This is a genomic window from Rhizobium leguminosarum bv. viciae USDA 2370 (assembly GCF_002008365.1).
GTDB lineage: Bacteria > Pseudomonadota > Alphaproteobacteria > Rhizobiales > Rhizobiaceae > Rhizobium > Rhizobium leguminosarum.
Genome location: NZ_MRDL01000046.1, coordinates 1 through 18,758, shown reverse-complemented (window position 1 = coordinate 18,758; position 18,758 = coordinate 1). Strand labels below are relative to the sequence as shown.

Annotated in this window: 16 protein-coding genes and 2 pseudogenes; 5 read left to right on the top strand and 13 right to left on the bottom strand. The window is 59.1% G+C overall.

Annotation, left to right across the window (positions count from 1 at the left end; all coding sequences use genetic code 11):
* Positions 1–374: 374 nt before the first annotated feature.
* The gene (locus tag BS629_RS39920; protein ID WP_168334643.1) at positions 375–605 is read right to left on the bottom strand and encodes a hypothetical protein; all 231 of its coding nucleotides are present in this window, start codon (positions 603–605) and stop codon (positions 375–377) included.
* Positions 606–732: 127 nt separating this feature from the next.
* On the opposite strand from BS629_RS39920, the gene BS629_RS22070 reads away from it, so the two are divergent.
* Positions 733–2,613, top strand: coding sequence for a PBP1A family penicillin-binding protein (locus tag BS629_RS22070; protein WP_245315109.1), 1,881 nt, complete (start codon positions 733–735; stop codon positions 2,611–2,613).
* 372 nt (positions 2,614–2,985) lie between these two features.
* Positions 2,986–3,207 (top strand): hypothetical protein, encoded by a 222-nt coding sequence (locus BS629_RS22065; RefSeq protein WP_018246399.1) that lies wholly within the window; start codon positions 2,986–2,988, stop codon positions 3,205–3,207.
* Positions 3,208–3,418: 211 nt separating this feature from the next.
* Here the strand turns inward: BS629_RS22065 and BS629_RS39915 are convergent.
* A pseudogene (locus tag BS629_RS39915) lies at positions 3,419–3,658 on the bottom strand (amino acid ABC transporter ATP-binding protein); the annotation flags it as partial.
* 613 nt (positions 3,659–4,271) lie between these two features.
* Positions 4,272–4,706, bottom strand: coding sequence for a hypothetical protein (locus tag BS629_RS22055; RefSeq protein ID WP_018246401.1), 435 nt, complete (start codon positions 4,704–4,706; stop codon positions 4,272–4,274).
* Between the two features lie 205 nt (positions 4,707–4,911).
* On the opposite strand from BS629_RS22055, the gene BS629_RS22050 reads away from it, so the two are divergent.
* On the top strand, positions 4,912–5,808 hold the full coding sequence (locus tag BS629_RS22050) for a GGDEF domain-containing protein (RefSeq protein ID WP_018246402.1): 897 nt from the start codon (positions 4,912–4,914) through the stop codon (positions 5,806–5,808).
* A 134-nt stretch (positions 5,809–5,942) separates the two neighbouring features.
* Here BS629_RS22050 and BS629_RS22045 read toward each other — a convergent pair whose 3' ends face one another.
* From BS629_RS22045 to BS629_RS38505, 9 genes and pseudogenes are all read right to left on the bottom strand, one after another.
* Positions 5,943–6,248 (bottom strand): hypothetical protein, encoded by a 306-nt coding sequence (locus tag BS629_RS22045; RefSeq protein WP_018246403.1) that lies wholly within the window; start codon positions 6,246–6,248, stop codon positions 5,943–5,945.
* Between the two features lie 204 nt (positions 6,249–6,452).
* Positions 6,453–6,758: a DUF982 domain-containing protein gene (locus BS629_RS22040; RefSeq protein WP_018246404.1), complete on the bottom strand. Its 306-nt coding sequence runs from the start codon at positions 6,756–6,758 to the stop codon at positions 6,453–6,455.
* 85 nt (positions 6,759–6,843) lie between these two features.
* Positions 6,844–7,047: a hypothetical protein gene (locus BS629_RS22035; protein WP_370091309.1), complete on the bottom strand. Its 204-nt coding sequence runs from the start codon at positions 7,045–7,047 to the stop codon at positions 6,844–6,846.
* On the bottom strand, positions 7,038–7,997 hold the full coding sequence (locus BS629_RS22030) for a ThiF family adenylyltransferase (protein WP_018246406.1): 960 nt from the start codon (positions 7,995–7,997) through the stop codon (positions 7,038–7,040). Before BS629_RS22030 ends, BS629_RS22035 begins: the two co-directional genes overlap by 10 nt.
* Entirely contained in the window at positions 7,997–9,580 is a 1,584-nt protein-coding gene (locus BS629_RS22025; RefSeq protein ID WP_018246407.1) for an aKG-HExxH-type peptide beta-hydroxylase, read from the bottom strand. Before BS629_RS22025 ends, BS629_RS22030 begins: the two co-directional genes overlap by 1 nt.
* A gap of 103 nt (positions 9,581–9,683) precedes the next feature.
* Positions 9,684–11,378: a S8/S53 family peptidase gene (locus BS629_RS22020; RefSeq protein WP_026188760.1), complete on the bottom strand. Its 1,695-nt coding sequence runs from the start codon at positions 11,376–11,378 to the stop codon at positions 9,684–9,686.
* Positions 11,379–11,409: 31 nt separating this feature from the next.
* Positions 11,410–12,438: a phosphatase PAP2 family protein gene (locus BS629_RS22015; RefSeq protein WP_077988504.1), complete on the bottom strand. Its 1,029-nt coding sequence runs from the start codon at positions 12,436–12,438 to the stop codon at positions 11,410–11,412.
* Positions 12,439–12,479: 41 nt separating this feature from the next.
* The gene (locus BS629_RS22010) at positions 12,480–14,435 is read right to left on the bottom strand and encodes an SARP family transcriptional regulator (RefSeq protein WP_018246410.1); all 1,956 of its coding nucleotides are present in this window, start codon (positions 14,433–14,435) and stop codon (positions 12,480–12,482) included.
* 164 nt (positions 14,436–14,599) lie between these two features.
* Positions 14,600–14,725 (bottom strand): annotated as a pseudogene (locus BS629_RS38505) (ABC transporter ATP-binding protein); the annotation flags it as partial.
* A gap of 210 nt (positions 14,726–14,935) precedes the next feature.
* On the opposite strand from BS629_RS38505, the gene BS629_RS22000 reads away from it, so the two are divergent.
* Together BS629_RS22000 and BS629_RS21995 are read left to right on the top strand one after the other, a co-directional pair.
* The gene (locus BS629_RS22000; RefSeq protein WP_018246411.1) at positions 14,936–16,711 is read left to right on the top strand and encodes an adenylate/guanylate cyclase domain-containing protein; all 1,776 of its coding nucleotides are present in this window, start codon (positions 14,936–14,938) and stop codon (positions 16,709–16,711) included.
* A gap of 493 nt (positions 16,712–17,204) precedes the next feature.
* Entirely contained in the window at positions 17,205–18,227 is a 1,023-nt protein-coding gene (locus BS629_RS21995; RefSeq protein ID WP_018246412.1) for a class I SAM-dependent methyltransferase, read from the top strand.
* A 313-nt stretch (positions 18,228–18,540) separates the two neighbouring features.
* Here BS629_RS21995 and BS629_RS39500 read toward each other — a convergent pair.
* The coding region (locus BS629_RS39500) for a hypothetical protein (RefSeq protein WP_210190990.1) at positions 18,541–18,758 on the bottom strand (218 nt) is incomplete at its 5' end.

Genomic DNA, 18,758 nt, shown 5'->3' with positions numbered 1-18,758 from the left:
TTCGATCTCGCACAGACGGCGACAGAACGGGAACTGGAGCGCAAGAGGCAGGTTCGTTTAGCACTCGTATGTTGGATCGGGCGGGGTTGATGGTCGTCCTTGGCGCTGCCGAGGAAATCAAACACATTCAGACAGGCCGGACTTCTCAGTGACCACAGTCTTCACCGGAGCACGCGTTACGTCGGCAGTGGCGATGATCGCGCGAATGAGAGCCGGCTTGGTTTCATACAGAAGCCTATGGGACCTTTTACGGTAGAACACTCGGCATCGCCCGGCTATAAAGTTCATGCCACGTTGGCCTTTTAGCGGTAACCGATGCCTAATCCTCCCGAATCCTCAGGCGAAAGCGTTGGCAACTCGAGCACGGGTCGCAATCAGCCAGCAGATTCAGCGACGCAAGCGGCCGCCTCGGATTCGCCAGGAATCACCCAAGGCGACAACCCGCAACTCCCCCACGGAACCTTCGTGCAAACTCGAAAGGCTGCGAGCAATCTATTACGTGCGCTGCGCCACGATTTGAAGGCAAGTTCTGCTTTGGCGAAGACCAAGACGATGGCTTCGTTTTTGAGAACGAAGCTAAGGAGGTCGATGCGGCTGGTAACCATATCAGCTCCCGCCAAATGGATGACGACTGCTCTGGCCAAAGCCGGGCGCGGCATTCGTGATCGGGGTTCCAAGCCGCGCGAAAGTCGCCGACGCCGATGGCTTCCGGCGAACTGGTGGAAATTCGCTATGGGGTCGGCCTTGCTAGTCTGCCTCCTCGTATGCAGCGTGCTGGTGTGGGCACTAAAGGACGTACCCTGGAGCGAGATCCGTGACGGGACGTTAAAGCCTATCGTTGTGCTGGAAACCGCCGACGGTGCGCCGCTCGTAAGGCAGGGACCGTATCAAGGGCCATATGCGCAATACCACCAATTCCCACCGCGTCTAATCGATGCCGTCCTTTCAATTGAGGACCGCCGGTTCATGGATCATTTCGGCGTCGATCCAAGAGGGATCGGGAGGGCGTTTCTCCGGAATTTGGAGGCTGGCTCGGTGGTGGAGGGCGGCAGCACGATCACCCAGCAACTCATCAAGCTCCAATACCTCGACAGCGATCGAACGATAAAGCGAAAGATACAGGAGGTTGTGATCGCAGTCTGGCTGGAGTGGAAGCTCGGCAAGCGGGAAATCCTGACGCGCTATCTTAACAGCGTCTATCTTGGCGCGGGCGCTACCGGCATGCCTGCCGCCGCGCGGATTTATTTCAACAAGGATATCGACGCCCTTAACCTGCCCGAGTCGGCGATGCTGGCGGGATTGCTGCGGGCGCCAAGTCAATGGAATCCCATCGACAATTTCGAAGGTGCCCGGCAGCGCACCATGGTCGTTCTCGACGCGATGGCGACGAACGACAAGATCACCATGCCAGAGGCAGCGGAGGCGAAGGCGAGCTTTGCCAAGCTGCATCCAACGACGCCGACGCCGCGCTCGGGAAGCTGGTTTGCCGACTGGATTTCGCCGCAAGCGAGCGAAGTCGCCGGCTCCTCGCCGGGTTCGACGACGGTGCGAACCACGCTGGTGCCGCAGTTGCAGCAAATCGCCGAAAGGGTCGTGAAAAGAGCCTTGGACGGTGAAGGAACAACTGTCGGAGCATCGCAGGCCGCGTTGGTTGCTATGACACCGGACGGCGCGGTCGTCGCCATGGTTGGCGGGCGCGACTACAAGGCGAGCCAGTTCAATCGCGCTGTCACTGCGATGCGCCAGCCGGGTTCCACCTTCAAGCTATTCGTCTATTACGCAGCATTGAAAGCTGGACTGACTTTGTCCGACCAGGTTCTGGACGCGCCAATTGACATAGACGGTTGGTCGCCAGAAAACTCCGGTGGCAACTATCGCGGTTGGGTTACGCTTGCCGAGGCGTTCGCGCGATCACTCAATGCCGCTTCGGTGGCGCTTGCCGAAGAGGTTGGCTTGGACAATGTGATTGCCGCAGCGCGTGAACTCGGCATCGATGCACCCCTCGCCAGCACGCCGTCGTTGGCGCTCGGGACGTCCGAAGTAAATCTGCTTAACCTCACCAGCGCCTATGCGTCTGTCCAACTCGGCAGGGCACCTGTTAAACCCTGGGGCATCATCGAGTTTCAAGCGGCAAGGCAGCCCAACCTGTTTCGAGTTGGCTCACAATCAAAGCCGAATGTCGATCTTTCGCCTTACCAGTCCGATCTCGTCGGGCTCCTGCAGTTGGTTGTCGAGCGCGGCACTGGGCGTGGAGCAGACCCCGGCTCGTTTGCAGCCGGCAAGACCGGCACCAGCCAGAACAATCGCGATGCCTGGTTCGTCGGCTTCACGGAATCGCTGGTCGTCGGTGTCTGGGTTGGCAATGATGACGACACGCCGATGAAGGGGGTGACGGGCGGCGCGCTGCCAGCGCATATTTGGCGGGACTTCATGCGCCAAGCGACGGCCGAACCTACGCCGAATGGAGTGCTATCGACAGGAGCGGCAAGCGATGGTCAAGGCGCAACACAGTCCTGCAATATCACCGCCTGCTCGCGCAGTTACCGCTCCTTCCGGCCGTCCGATTGTACCTATCAGCCATATTCCGGCGGCCGACGGCTCTGCGAAAAGTGACGTGGCGCGGTCGGGTTCGGCACGATTCCGGGCGCCGAGGCGCCGTTCAGCGGATGAAGGTCAAATCCCCGCTCGTGGCCACGAGCGTAGTTGGTCGGCACCAGCACGGATTGCCGTGAGCGCCTTCGGATTCGTGACCGGATACCCCTGTATGAACGCTTCCCCATGCCGCTCACCTATCGGTGGTCCTCGTTCTTCATTTTTCCGGATGCCGAGGAAGCCCGACAGAAACTGGAACGCACCCGAATCTCGCATTGCTGGCGTACTTGGTGATGGTGCCGATATTTTTCGCCCGTCGGGTTCGCAAAATTATAGTACTTGAAAGTACCCAAAATGTCCTTATAGTTGAGTCCATTGGAGAAAAATCGGCCAATGGACTTCGCACTCCTTTTCAACCTGTTCCGGAAGCCCAAGCAGGCCAACGTCACTGACGTCACACTCTGGCACAAGCACGAGACACTCTTTCCGATGCCACTCGTCGACGGCGCCGCCCGAAACCCATCGGGACAAATCTGGCGCCGGCTGAACGGTGTGCAATGGGAATATAAGCAGGACCCCGAAACGATTGAAGAATTCGATGCTCGACAATATTGAGGCTTAAAGCCCTACTGTCGCACGGAACCTACGCCTCTCGACTTATCCCATTATCTTTAGTGGAGAATTCCATGTCTAGGATGGTGGTTATAGGCGTGAAGGCGAAAAAGGCCTGGAGCACTTCGAGACTAAAGACGAGGCCTTCTCCGGTCACGTCTGGAGGATCCGGCAATTGATCTCGAAGTTGGCTTCGACCCAAGGAAGCAGCCTGTCAGCGATAGTCGATGCCGCAGGAGCAACGACCCGACCGGTCCGTTTTCGGGTGGGCGAAGAATTCATCCGGCGCGCCGCTCTCGACGATGGCGCCGGCATCCATGAACACCACGCGTTGCGCGCCCTCGCGGGCAAAGCCCATTTCGTGGGTCACCACCATCACCGTCATGCGTTCTTCCGCGGACAGCGACCATGTCATCGGATCGAGCACCGAGGTTGGTTCGTCGTAAACAGCCAGGCTGTGTTTCTCAAGCGGTCGAAACACCTTGGATGGGCTAGTAACCGCCCATTTCCCCGCGAACCGGGCCTATCCCCTGCGGCTGTGCGTAGGTTGTGTTGTACGATCCACTAGTTGCGCATCCTGAGAGTGTCATGAAGACGATTGCTGCTGCGGCCAAAATGTTTTTCAGAGGCACGGCGTTCTCCGATCATGGCAGGCTGCCCAGGCCTCAAGGGCCACGCCGAGGATTTTCCGTTAAATCACCTACAATGGCAAGCGCGTGGTTAGCTGGCGGTAAGGAGCGATACGGCCTCTTCAAGCGTCTACCTGACTGGATAGTCGCGCGGCGAGGCATCTTTCCCCAGCACGCTGACATAGTGGGTGCTGCTGGTGAACGCCTTGAACCAAATCCCTCGGGGGCGTGGTGGTCGGCCAGCGCAAAAGACCTGGACCCGCCAGTTGACCAGCAGGAACCAACTGCTTCAGAAATCTGCCCCTCAAAATGTCCGCGGCAGTCGACGCCGCAGGAGCAACGACCCGACCGATCTGGCCTGGGGCGTCGCGCGTGCCACCTGCGACGGGGATCGATGCGTCCCCGACCAGCACGTCAGATGGTGACCTTTCGCCTCAATCAGGCAAACAACGCACGAAGCTGAGCGAAAAACCCACTTGGTTTGGAGCCTGACATCTTCCGCAAACGGCGAGCGACGACTGCTGCGCTGACGCGTTCACCGAAATGGCAGAAGCACACAAGATCATGCAATTGCTCATCGCCGAGGTCGAAGAACCGTTTTGCTTCTCCATAGCTGTCATTTTCCATTCCTGCCGCGCGCAGAATGGGATCAGCGAATGCAACGGAGATCGGCGTGCCGTCATCCCTGAGAGCAAGCCGATCGGCCATCGGCTGATATTCGGTTTCGTGAAGCGTCTTAAGAAACGGTCTGGGGCTGCATTCGAGACTTTCGGCCCACCGTTCAAGCCGTTCGCGCCGCGTCATTTCGAGGCGCTTGCAGGTCGTGCTGACCTTTGCAATGGTTTTCAACTGATCGAGTGCGTACTGTTCCATCTCGGCCTCCTATCTCCGGAAAAATAGATGGTCCGCCTCCCAAAAATAGCGTCGCTCAGGTCTCAGCAGATGTCCAATCACGATTGAAAACGGCATCTCGTTGACGCTTCCGTAATCACTAGAGGCGCCTTCTGCTTGCTGACGGGCTCTTTTCTCATAGGGTTTCTGCGCCATCTCATACCAAGGCAACCAGACAGGGTTCGGTATGGACGAGATATTCGAACAGCTTCTGCACCTTTCCGCACGCACCGAAACGCTGATTGCCGTCTACGATGGTCATGACCGGCTGCGATACGCCAACAGCGCCTTTCGTTCGGTTTATTTCATCGAGCCGGATGAAACTCCACTCTGGCCGGATCTCATGCGGCGCAATTTTGAGCTGCGGCGAGGCACGGTCATTCAAACGAGCAATTTCGACGAATGGCTGCGGTCGACACAGTCGCGCCGTGGCAAGATCGGCTATCGAGCTTTCGAGACGGACCTGTGTGATGGCCGATGGTTTTGGATGACCGAGGCGGTCCAGAAGAACGGTTGGATGTTGTGCATTGCGAGCGACATCACCAGTTTGCGAGCGCATGGCAGAACTGTCAGGCAAGATCGCGATCAGGCGATCAAGGCGTCTTACACTGACGAACTCACCGGTGTCGCCAACCGCCGCTTTGTGATGGCCCGCGTCGACGACATGCTGGCAACCGCCCAGCACGGAGACAACGGATGTCTTGCCGTCTTCGACATCGACAATTTCAAACACATCAATGATCGGCTTGGTCACCACGCCGGGGATGTCGTCCTGCGCGATTTTGCTCATCGCATTCATCAGAATGTTCGCCGCAACGATTGTTTTGGGCGGGTCGGCGGAGAAGAGTTCCTTCTCGTGATGCCGGCAACCGGGCCGGAAGATGCCATTGCCATGGTCGAGTGCATGCTGACGGTGATCCGCTTCTCCCGGCCTCTGCCTGAATCACCCGACTTCAGCTACACCTGTTCTGCTGGCATCGCCACTTGTGTCCCGTCTGAGAGCGCGTCGGACCTTTATCGACGCGCTGATCAAGCACTCTATGCTGCCAAGTTAAGCGGCCGGGACAGGGTGCGCGCAGCGTAGGCGCCTTGGCTAAGGTTGAACCTCAATTTGGCGTGCCGTTCCAGAGCAGGGGCTTCGTGGCGCGCCGCAGTCGTGGCGGACGGCAATCTGGACCTCTCGCGGCGGCAGGAACCATTTTTATTCGGCCGGGTTTCTTAAATCCCTGACCCGTAGAGCTCCTGGTCATCGTCGCCTTCCCAAGGGGAGGGCATCGAGGTGCGATTGAGGTTGGCCGAGGGCATCGGCATCCAACACTTCAATTCCGGCTCGGCATATTCGATGATGTGCCCGGGCGAGGAATCAGAGGCGCGCCAGCCTTCTGCACCGAACTGATCGCCATTCGACCAATAGGCGAGGTCAACTTCTGCCGGTCCCTGTTCGGACTGGCGAATCGTGACGAGGATCCGGCTGCCGTCTCTCGGTGCACTTGCCATGTCGCGCCAGCGGTCTAGGTCGTCCATCGTTTCTCCTCCTGCCTCGCTGCAGGCTGCGAGTGTCGCCTCGCCATCGGAAACGGTCAATTGAAACTTTACTGAACCGATCGCCTGTCGGATCCAAAGAGCTTCTTCGGCTCGCTCCGCAGTAAGAGCTTCGTAGAGCCGACGGCGATAGCCGCAGCGGCTCGATGGGAGCGGGATTGGGCTGAGCGCGTGAACGGCTGTCAACTATCTGACCTGGCTGACTGGATAGATCCTGAGAATACCAAGGCTGTTATCAGTCGTGATCGCAGCAACACCCGCTTCATATGCGGCGCGGACGATCGCCTCATGCAATTTCTCGGGGTCGGTATCTCCGGTAAGGACCTCCAAACAGGTTCTCACCGCCGTGAAGAATTCTTCACCATCGTCAATGGGCCATTCCTTCAGCAACAGCTGGGCAGCCTCGCGAGCGGTGCCGATCACCTTGCGATCTTTCCCTTCGTCAAAAACAAGAATTATCGTTGGGAAGTTTCTCGACATATCGAACCTCATTGTGCCTGAAAACTCCTCCTGGCGACCAGTACCAATGCCGGGCGATGGTATCGCACCGAGATTGGCCACACGTGCTCGTCAACCATCAGCTAGCCAGATTGGCTTTTAGCGCACGGGCCGCCGCCTCAAGGAGTCGCTTGAATTCTTCGATGGTCACGCCATCGGCGCGCATCACCATGGCGATCAGTGGATCGCAAAGAGCTTCGGATATCGTCAGCTCATCGTTCTTTCCGGTAGTTGCGCCAACGGAGCAACAATATCCCGACGAAAATAGCGTGTTCATGGACATACCTTGCATTCGGGGTGTTCGCAGAGAGAACGCAGCTCGGCCTGATTGCCTTTGAGGTCCAATATCCATCGGCGTCCCCGTGCGGCCGAGTGTCTCGAAAGGCATTTTTGGGCAATCCGCGACACGGCAAGGCCGGCGATAAATGCGTTCTCGGCGGCGGCCGGTGGAGCGAGAAAGCCGTGGTCGGTTGCGACCTGGGCGGTGCAATGGGAGACGGGACATGCGTCCTCATGCACTGCGACCGAGGGACCTGCCATGCCATGAGCCTGGGAGCGGCCGACATGCAGATAGGGCGGCAGGCCGGCTTTCGATGCGTGGCAGGCCGTCAGGAACTCCTGGGCCGGATGAGAATCGTCGCCGGCAAGAACGACGAACGGATTGTGGGCGTAATCTGCGATTAGTCGGAGCGCTGCGGCCCCTTCCGCAAATTCCGGCAGCGCGAAGGCATTGGCCGAGAAACACGCGGCCAGACAGGTCGCCAGCTTGTCCGTCTTCAGCCGGCCGAGATCAGCTTCGCTCGCCCATGGCACATGGTTCAAGTTGTTCTCGTCGATACGATCCGCATCCGCGAGAAAGAAATGGCGCGCGCCGTGGGCCGCAAGCTGGATGGCAATCTGCGAGCCCAAGCCGCCGCATCCGATAATGACGAAGTCGATTTCGCGAAAACCTGCGAAGTCGCGTTGCCGATGGCAAAGAGGCGTCAGGAAGGCGTCGTCGTGATCCATTGCGGCGGAGACATATTCGTCCTCATCCGGCACATTGGAACGCTCCAACGAGACGCCGAACGCAGGCCTGGTAACATTGGGGCTCCGTTCCTCGGCAAGATCGACACTATTGCCGGTGAACAGAGCCCCTCTGCCGCCCCACCCCAGGCTGTGGGCGAAGAAGTTCGGGAAGTCGACGGGCGCACGGATTGCCGCTGACAATCGTCTAGACCGATAATTGACCATCAGATCGCCTCCATCTCGCTGGACGCAACTTGGCGGATCGTCGCGGCGTAGTGTCCGTAATCCTCGCCCATCGCATGGTCGGGGGTCTTCGCAATCACGTGGAATTTGCCGTCGTACCAGAGGCTGACATTGTCGCCGCTGTCATCGATCTCTCGCCGGCCCATCCGAGGATCGATCGGCTCCTTGCCGCGCAGCAGCATCTGTCCGATATCCCAGGCTTGGCGATCGAGAACTCGCTGGCACTCGGCCAGATGCGCCTGGCGGTGCGCAATGGGTTCTTCGGCAAGCAACTGGCTCACGAGGAACAAGATCCGACTGCTCCAGGAAGGAATGGCGGCGATGTCTGGGAGGTCGAGGAGGACATCGCCGCCGAGACGTTCGATACCTTTCCGAGCGATGTCGATGAGCGGGACTTGCCGCGCGGCATAGGCAATTATGAATGCCGTCTTCCAGGCGCGGCGCTCAGCATCCGTCTCGGTGGATAGGCATGCCATGCGCAAGGCGCATTCCCAGGGAATGGTGTAGGCCGTATGCAGGATGCTCTCGAGCGTCTGTAGGTCCTTCTTGTATGGGGAAACATATTGGAACTCGCCAGGCAGGGATGCCGCCGCCGAGGTCGTATAAAACCCGAGCAGGATATTCCCCGCCTCATGAAGCAATTGGGCCGCTGTCGCGGCATGATCGCCGGCGCGCAATCTCTCTCTGGAAAGGACGATGAGCGCGCTGCCCGGCAATTCGTTCGAACTCGAAAAGGAGCACTGCGGTTCGCGCCGGACACCAACGTAAAGCGTGTGCAGGCCGGCGATCAGACGCTGATGGCCGTACTCGTCCAAGTCCGCGATTAATGCGAAGGCCTTCTCCAGATGGTCGGCGATGCGATCCAGTTCCGCATCGTCCGTGATCGGGCAGCCGGGCCGGGGATAGTCCGGCATGCATTGGCGCAGGAGGGCTTGCATGATACGGCTTCGCGCCGGACTTTCGATGTGCACAAGGCCGATGCCGCAAGAGAGCCGGCACGCTGGCTGACGTTCGAGTTCAAGATCCGATGCGATCAGATCCGGCTGCAGATAGCGGCCGACGACCTGCACATCGGGGCGGGCTGCCTGCCATTCCAGACTGCGCGCGAGCGCACCCATCCAGGCTGCAAGTACGGATGAACGGTAAGGGTCGGCGCCGACCGGTCCGGCAACCGCTGGCGGAAGCTCCGGCAGGCGCGTGTATCCGCCATCTGCAAGGTCGGGGAAATAACCTGACAATGCCTCTACCCCAGCCGAACAACCGGCGAGCTTCGAAGCCGCCGCAAGCGTGCGGCCATATTGGAAGCGTCGCTTCAAAAGGTTGCGTGTTGCTACGCGCTGCAGGGAGACGGTACTTGCCATCAGGGGATTGCGCTTGAGCAGGAGGCGCGCCTCATCTGCCAATTGTTGTATGCGGGTCGCGGACATCGGCAGCCTCCGTGAGTTTGTCTTCGGGCGGATCAAGATTGCATCTCGGGCAAAAATGCCGGAGTTCGAGACGACGTCGTCCGTCATCGGAACGTTGTGCGTCGTCTGTTGAGAGGCACTATCCCCCGAGGGCGTCATTCGCCCGCCAGTTCCGCGTTAAAAATCCGTAAAAATGACGTAAACAAAGAAAAAGCCTCCTCGATCGAGGAGGCTTGGAATTCTGGATAACGCAGCCGCGGGGTCAGATCGCCAGAGCCGCCTGCACCGCTGCCCGCGCATTCGGCAGGCCCGACCCGAAGAAATAGGCCATCTCGACGGCATCCTCGCTCTCGGCGTTCATACAATCTGCCGTCAATTTCCTCGTGCCGGGCGCGACAATTGCGTCCAGGCGGGACGCAGCTTTCAGAATCGATTTCACTTGAGGCCCCGAGAGGCGTTCACCGGCATTGTGGCGGCTTTTGTAAGCCCGCTGTATCAGGGCGCATAACCCGCCCACCTGCGCCGACGCGCCTGATGTGCCCCCGAAGGGAGTGTAGTATCCGCCTCCGATGCCCGGATTGGTTCCGAACGGCACGATGGCCGACCACGGATCGGAGCCCTGATTATAGCCGAAAATCCCCGACAGGTCCGTCGTCAGCAGCGAGAAGTGCGAATAGTAGTATTCCCGTGTTCGAAAAGCGCTGTAGTCGTGCTGCGCGGCAAATGGAGAAAGCCGGTCGAGGCGCAACTGATGCCTGTTGAAGACCTCCCCGTCGTCGGAGGGGGAGACTAACGTCAATCCTTCGCCGTAATTGCTGTAGCCCGAACGGAAACCTTCGACGGTAACGGCCCCAACTGCAATGACGCCGTTGTTGTCGGCGGCAAGACTTGCCGGATAGATCAGCTGGCTCTCGCCACTGTTTCCTGCGGCGCAGACGATCGGGATGTGCCGGCTGATGGCGAGGATGAGTTGCCTGAGGACATGCCACGGACGATCCGGATTGGAGCCTTTCTGCGCAACCTTCGGCTCCAGTTCAGGTCCACCTTGATCAGCAAGGGCAATGCGCGCGAAGAGATTGGCGGCATCCTGGTTTTTCCATAATTCCAGGTCGGCCTTCAGCTCGTTCTTCGGATCGACGATGCTGCGTTTCGGGTCAGGCAGACCGCGCGGCAAGACGATCACATCTGCTTTCTGAAGATAGGCATAAAGGAAGGCCGCAATGAACTGCCTGACATCGTCTTCGAAGGACGTTCTGATCGAGATGAGCCTTGAGAAAGGATCAACGCCGAAATAGGGGATGACATTGCGATTGCCGCTCGTGCGCAGCTCGTCACTATCACCGTAGAAGGCTCCTTCCGGCGGAAGGCTTGGCGTACCTTCTTCCGCAACAACGGCGGGTTCGCCGACAATCAGCCCTGCACAGCAGGTACCATGCGACGCAAACAGCGATTCCGGATTATAGAGCCGCCGGAGAACACCCTCCGACGTGGCATATTCGGCAACCAGGTCACTGAGATAGTCCCGGTCGTCGTTCGAAAGGCCGATATTGCCAAGCGGAGCGATGTCGAGCCCGGCAAAGAAGGCATGTCTTTCCTCGCGGTCAAACGACGTGGTCGTATCGAGTATTTCGAGCACGCGCGCGCCGTAACGATGGGTCGTCAAATCGATTGACGCCTCCCGGTCAAGCCGGGTTGCCAGATTGGGATGATCCGGAGATACGCCGACATCGATCAGCGCGACCCGCGCGGGTCGCAACGGGCCGGCGGAAGCGATGGCATCCCAGACCGTGCCGGTGATGAGGGGATCGGGGAGCGCGCGTACAGCGCTCGCATCGAGCGCCGGTGGAGCGGGCGGAGCCGATCCGTATTCCGCGTCGACCACGCCAAGGGCAGTCAGGTGCCAGAGATAATAGTAGTTGATCGGTGCGGGCTCAGGCATTTGTGTTTGATCCGTCATGTTCATGATCCCTGTTGTGCAACTGGCGATTTCAGACCCATTCGTCGTGTACGGCCTGGAACAGAGGACCGAACGCGTCGTGGAGGTAGGGAGCGAAACGCCGGGCGAGATCTCGCCCTGCCTGCGTATCGCTCGGATAGTGCAGGCCGGCCCATTCGCGATTTTCGGCGACGTTCTGGGCGATGCGGGCAAGCTCGTCGGTGGCCGGATGTTCCGGCAGGATCGTCGAGAACGCGAAGGCGATCGAAAAGCACTGGAACGAATGGTTGCTGGGATAGGACTCGTGGACCGGCACGGCCAACAACGGCCGCAGCATCGGCTCGAACTGGTTTGGCCGCAGCCGGTTGAACTGGCTCTTGTAGATCAGTCCGACATATTCGCAGGCCGTCAGGATCGCCTGGAAAAGGCCTTCCGTCTGCTCGAAACCGCCGAGATCCTCGATATGCAATGCGCGGGTGAATTCCCCCACGGAGATCGTCGACTCGATTTGGATATCGGGCAGGCGTCGCACGCGTTCGCGGTCGCGGCGTTGCATAGAGAGCAGCACCGTCGTTTCGAGGCGGGTATAATCGGGGCCTGGCGGCGGAAGTATATCCAGCATTTCCCAGGTGAAGCGCCGAGCCGCGGTATAGGCGTTGCGTGATGGTTGCTGGTGCAGCCTGCGCAGCTCGAAGGAGGGAATAAGCTGCGACACGCCGAGGCTGCCGCCGTCCATCGTCGACTTGTTCTTGTTCTTATTCTTATTTTTGTTCTTGTTTTTGTTCAGCGACGCCTTGTTGAGCACCGACTTGTTTGCGACGCTCTTGTTGAGGATCGAGGCTACGGCCATCGTCGCCATCATGGGCCCGGGCAGGGGCGATCCATCGTCATCCGTGCCGAGGAAAAGCACAGCTTCGGGGGCTTCATCAGGTGCAGCCGGTGATGCACCGGCGAGAGGATCAGCACCGGCATCGTCCCTGGGTTCGCATGGAAGGACCGTATCCGGCTCAATCCTGAATTTATAACTGTTTAGAAATGAAACAATTTTCGATTGCGATTCCTCAGTAGTGTCCGCTTCCATTGGAGCCTCCTTGCGCGATGATGTGAAGATTTGTCCGGAGTTCAGCGCAGCTTGGCGCCGGCCTTGAGCAGACCGTCGATCAAGATCTGGCCGCCGCCTGTGTCGAGCAGCGGATAGCCGCTGCCGCGGAAGGCGTTGATGGAGAAGCCGCCCTCGACCGCCTCAAGACGCTGCAGGTAATGCCGCGCGCCGCCGAGATTGTTGGAATGGGCGTGACTGGAGGCAAGATAGCGCAGCAGACTGTTGAAGTTCGGCCGTGCCCGCAGGGCTTCTTCGCCTGCAGCTATGGCTGCGGCATGATCGCCCGCAAGCGCTGCCGCAATGCATTTGGTCGTATCGAAGTAATATTTATGCGGACTGTAGACGCCGAGCTCTTGTACCCAACGCGCCATGGCCACCGCCTTGTCGGGCTGGCCTGCATAGCAGTGCAGCATCGCGTAGAGGTCCCAACTGAGCGGCAGGGCCGGATTCAGGCGGATCGATTTTTCGAACAGGTTGGCCGCATAGTCGTATTCGCCGAACAGGAATGAATGGACGTGGCCGACGAGCGCGAGCGAAACGGAATTCTGCGGATCGAGTTCCAGCGCTTTGCGCGCATATGCCTGAGCTTCCTCGATCAGATGCGCGTCAAGCGCGTTGAAACGTTGGCCAACCTGGAAAGTCCGGATGAATGACAGCCAGGCAAAAGTCGATGACCGCGGCTGATACTGGATCTGTTCTTCCAGGCGCCGCTCCGCATTATCCAGATCGCTACGCGACAGCCGAAAGATCGCATTGACGGCGTCGATCAGGAGGCCGTCTTGCGACAGTCGACGGTCGTTTGCCTGGGTCTCCAGGAAATAGGCCAGTTGATCGACGGCCTGGCTGATCAGCGCAGCGGCGGTGCCGAACTCGCCCCGCTCGAACTGCGTGCGGTTGATTGCCTGACTGCTCAGCCAATGAATGCGGTTGTTGATCAGGTGCTTCATCACCAGTTCGATCATCACCATGTCACCGTCAAACGTGAGGCGAAGCTGTAGGCATATCGGAAGGCTGATCCGCTGTTCGCTCTCTTCAATATCCGGCAAAGCGAAGGAGAGGTCGCTGACGCCAATGGCCAGCCCATCGGTGATGGCTTTTGCAATGAGATTCTGGAACCGGGTCGCAGCAATTTGTCCGCCCTCTCCAACACCCACCACGATCGGGGGCTGAAGGACCATGACCCATTGCCAGTCACCGTCTGCCGGCCGCCGATATGGGTTGCTGCCGGCGATTTCCACGGGTTTGCCTTGTCTTGGCACATCCGGGGCACCCGTCAGAGGTAGCAGGGCGGAATGTTTGGCGATATCGCGGCTCGGCTGCTGTCGCGGCTCGAAGACGTCGTGGACCTGTCCGACATTGAGCCGGCTATACCAGTTTTGCCGTTCAAGCGTTAACCAGTCCTCGAATTCCGGATCGCGGATGTCTATACCTTCGAGCAACTCGTCGGTGATTTGATCCGCGGACCGGTTTGTCCGAACCACCAGTTCGGTATCAAGCACCAGTCGGTCCATATCCAGCCAAACGGTATTCTTATCCGCAATCAAGAGATCACGTGCAGGCCCGAGAGTCTTATGAATGTCCAAAAGGGCCTGGCGCAGACTGGCTGCCGCCTGGTCGTCGGAGCGATCACTCCACAACTTGTCCCGAAGCCAGATTCTCGAGCGCGAGCCCCGGGCGGACAGTGCAAGCATCGCCAGAAGAGCCTGGGCTTTTTTGGATTTCGGAGTAACCGACCGCCCTTCAGCATCCACAAGGGCAAAAGGCCCGAGCAGGAACATCCGAAACGGATCGTGCCCCTTGTTCATGCGATCCACCGGCCCCGCCCCCGTTGCCTCCGATGCGCTCGTTTGGCAGGTCGAAGACCTGGCATCCAGAGACCAGTCTGCCATACCTGCGGCGCCTGGCAAGCAACCGGGAAGGGAAATCGGGATTCCGAAAGGAAGATCGATGCTTTTGCGATAATCGAACTGAAGCATAACCGGCTGAAATCCCTCTGCGTAACTTCGCAAACCGGTCGTAGCGCCCTACCGTCAAAGCAGCGTCAAAGAAGTGTTGTTTTAGGCGCCATAATTTCGCAGGCAGCCGCTAAAGGCTGCGAATTACGCAACGCAAATACCAGTCTCGATTTAGGCGAAAAGACCGACCAAGTTAAATTGCGGGCCGTCTCGAAGAGATAACGATCGACACGTTTCAGCGGATTGAAGGCCTCGAAGGGGTTCTGTAGAACCGGCTGAACCTCTTTCATGAAAGCCTTGCGTTCGGATCTGAACACTTGACTTGCGCACGCGCACTACTCAAAGTCGAGTCAATCTCAACTAGTGATAAGCGACAGCCCGATGCGGCCGTCAAGCGTCTTCGTCAAGGCGGCGGCCGGAATTGTTGGCGCCATTCAGGTCTCGCGGTGGAATTTGACCTTTGTCAGATGTAAGGTTGAGGCAGTGCACTGAGTGCGGATAGACAGCCACCAGATGGAGCGGTGACCGCTGTGAATCGAAAGCTTGCAGCCATTCTCTCCACTGACGTCGTGGGCTTCAGCCGCCTTACGGCGCTTGATGAGGAGACCACCGTTCGTGAACTCACCCTTTGCCACGATCAGATAGCGGCACTGGTGCTCGAGCATGGCGGTCGTATCTTCGGCAGCGCGGGTGATGGCCTTGTCGCGGAGTTTCCAAGTGCGGTTCAGGCCGTCCGGTGCTCGGTCGAAATGCAGCGCAGCCTTCTCAGCCGCTCAAACGACTTTCCACAGGATCGCCGCCTGGAATTTCGCATCGGTATTAATCTTGGCGACGTGATCGTGTCTGGCGATGATCTTCTTGGCGACGGCGTGAACATCGCGGCGCGCCTGCAGGAGATTGCCGCTCCCTCAGGCATATGCATTTCCGGGTCGGTGCGCGAGCATCTCGACGGCAAGGTGCTGTTCACACTCACCAGCCTTGGAGAGCGCGTCCTGAAAAATATCCCCAAGCCAGTTTCTGTCTTTCGAGTGGATTGGCCCGAAGAGAACGGTGAAGGGAATGGGGCAGGGTCGGTGCGATCGTTTTCGGCCCGCTTTGGTAAGGACCAACCATCGATCGTGGTGATGCCCTTCGACAATCTCAGCGGCCAGAGCGATGAATATTTCGTGGACGGCGTCGTGGAGGAAATCACCGCCGCTCTCTCCCGAGTACGAAATTTCTTCGTGATCGCGCGCCAGTCAGCGTTCACGTACAAGGGTCGCTTCGTCGACGTGCGTAGTGTCGGCAGGGAACTTAGCGTGACCTACGTGGTCGAAGGTACCGTCCGACGGGGAGGGGACCGGTTGCGTATTTCGGTCCAACTTGTTGAAGCCGAGATGCGGACCCAGCTTTGGTCCGAGCGCTATGAGGGCGCGACCCAGGACATCTTCGAGTTCCAGGACAGGATCGCGGCGCAGGTCGCTGGCGCAGTCCATCCAGCCATTCGCAGCGCGGAAATCGAGCTCGCGATGCGCAAACCGCCCAGCAGTCTGCGCGCCTACGACCTCGTCATGCGGGCTTACCCGTACCTCTGGGGTCAGAATAAGGATGCTATCAAGCGGGCAATCCCGCTCCTTCAGGACGCAATCGAGATCGATCCTGCGTACGGCCGAGCCCATGCTTTCCTAGCCTGGTGCCACGCCCAGAACCTCGGCTACATCTGGACTGACGAACCAGAGAAGGACCTCGAATGCGCATTACGCGCCATCGAGGTTGCAGCGGCCTCGATTGACGATGATCCGACTGCCTTGACCGCTACCGGGGGAGCGTTGAGCCACTGCGGCGATCAGGAGGGGGCGTCGGCCTATCTCGAAAGAGCACTGGCGCTCGATCCAAACAATGCCTGGGGATGGGCGAGATATGGATGGGTCGCGAGCTACAGAGGCCAGCCTGATTGCGCGCGAGAGCGTTTCGAGCGGGCGATGACGCTTAGTCCGGCGGATCCACTCGCCTTCAATATGAGAATGGGCTTGGCCCTTTCCTTGGCCCTGGCAGGCAAACTTTCCGAGGCGATCTCCATTGCCCGGGAGGTAGTTAACAAACACCCGGAGGTGACGTGGCCATACCGGATGATGTCTGCCTGGTCGGCAATGAGTGGTGACGAGGACACAGCTCGATGGGCGGCGAAAAAGCTGCTGGCAGCCGAGCCGGGCTTTACGATCCAGCGCTATATGACACGGCCTGTGTTTCGAGCCTCACCGCAATGGGCAGATCAAATGGCCGAGGGCCTGCGGCAAGCGGGGTTGCCCGAACACTGACTGTGAGCGAGAGGGTTAGATTGACCCCTCATTGCTCGTCGATCTCGACCCCCGTATCCCTTCGATCGAACGAAGCTGTTGTCGCCGAGGGACTTGAACATCCCGGTGCACGGCCGCGCGCACATGAGCATCTTGCGGCGACTCAATCCAGCGATCGGCCTGACCTTGCTCGCGCCGCAGCGCGACGTTGCATCAAATCTGTTTTCTGGCTCCGCGACATCGTCTCGAGCATGCATCCGAGACGGACGGGTGCTGACAGCGATCGAGATGGGAAAAGCGTATCGTCCGGCAACTATGGGGAAACTGGTGCAGGCACGACAACGCAGCCATCTTGGTCGGCATGAACGGCGCGCCGGCCGCAGGACAGCTCGCCCATGAGGGCGTGGCACCCGATAAGGTTAGCGCGGTAAGTATTGTAGAATATGTGGATATACGCATAATTTCTGCGGCTGGCGCTGCCAGGCAAGATCGACCGAGGGCTCTGGGGGATCCCATGCAAACAATCGTCGAGGACGCCCGTGCTGGCGTCGTGTCGCCCGAACTCGTGATCGATGCGCTGTTTGCATGCCGCAAGACGGCGGCGATCAGGGCGGCCATCGAGCTTGATCTCTTTACTCATATCGGCGAGGGCAAAACGGCAGCATTGCTGGCGTCGATAACAGGCGCCTCGGAGCGTGGGATACGCATCCTGTGCGATTACCTTGTGGTCCACGGTTTCCTGACCAAGGAGAGCGGACAGTACCGAGTGACGCCCTCGACCAAAATGTTCCTCGATCGCAATTCGCCAGCCTATATGGGCTCTGCCGTCGAGTTCGTCGCTGCACCCGAAATACTCGATAATTTTCTGCGCGATCCGGCCGCGGTCGTGCGAAACGGCGGTTCGGTTGGGCTTGCAAACATTTCTGCGGACAACCCCGTCTGGTTGAAGTTTGCACGCGGCATGGGCTCCTTTACGGGGCTCAGCGCCAAAATACTGGCCGACGAAATCTGCGGCTGGGCCAGGCATCCCAAGAAAGTTTTGGACATTGCCGCAGGTCCAGGCTTTTTCGGGATCGAAATTGCGAAGGGCCTTCCATCGGCGGAGATCGTCGCCGTCGACTGGACCGCCGTGTTGGAGCTTTCGAGGCAGAATGCGGTAAATGCCGGCGTGTCTGACCGGTACCAGACAATTGCCGGCAGTGCTTTCGATGTTGAATGGGGCACGGGTTATGATCTTGTCCTTCTTCCGAATTTTCTGCACCATTTCGATCTGCCGACGTGCGCCCAACTGTTACGAAAGATCGTCGCGAGCCTTGCAAAGGATGGTCGGATCGTCGCGGTGGATTTCGTACCGAACGAAAATGGCGTGTCGCCGCCTTTTCCTGCGTCGTTCTCTTGGGAGATGCTCGCCAGCACGCCGGCGGGTCAGGCTTATACGCAAAGTGAGCTGACTGAGATGGCAGGACTGGCCGGTCTTGCCGGCGTCACGGTGGCGGCGATGCCGCCAACTCCGGCAAGCCTCATTCTCTTTGAATAGCCCCATCGACCGTCGCCTGCGTCGCTCTGGTTCAGGTGTCTTCGATTGGGATACCGCAACATCCTGATCTGATCCGCAAGCGCGAGGCACGCCCCAACCGTCCGATCGGACATCGATTCCACGCGTGTCGAGATGTCCTCGATTTACTCGCTCAGCCGATTGGTCCAATGGGGCCGCGTGCCATCGTCGGCATTCGGAGCCATTATGCAATTGGATTCTGCCGATTTGCCGCCGGTTATTTCCGAGATAGCCGTTGACGCCAAACTCCTCATGTGAGGAAGACCAAACCGCCTCGCGCGATGACATCGCCCGGTCATTGGCGCGGCCGGCCAGCAAGCGATCTGCGCTGCGGTTCATCGGCGATGTGAGCGACGTGATGCCGACTCGCTGATCTGCCACTTCCGCCTTCGTCAAAACCTCCTACTAAGATTGCAGTCATCGCGTCCTGCTCCGGCTCTGGTCCTGCCAGGCTCGCGCCGCCGGCAACGGCTTTGCCGTCCTCCACTGCGTTGCGGCCCTGCGGGTGCAGGC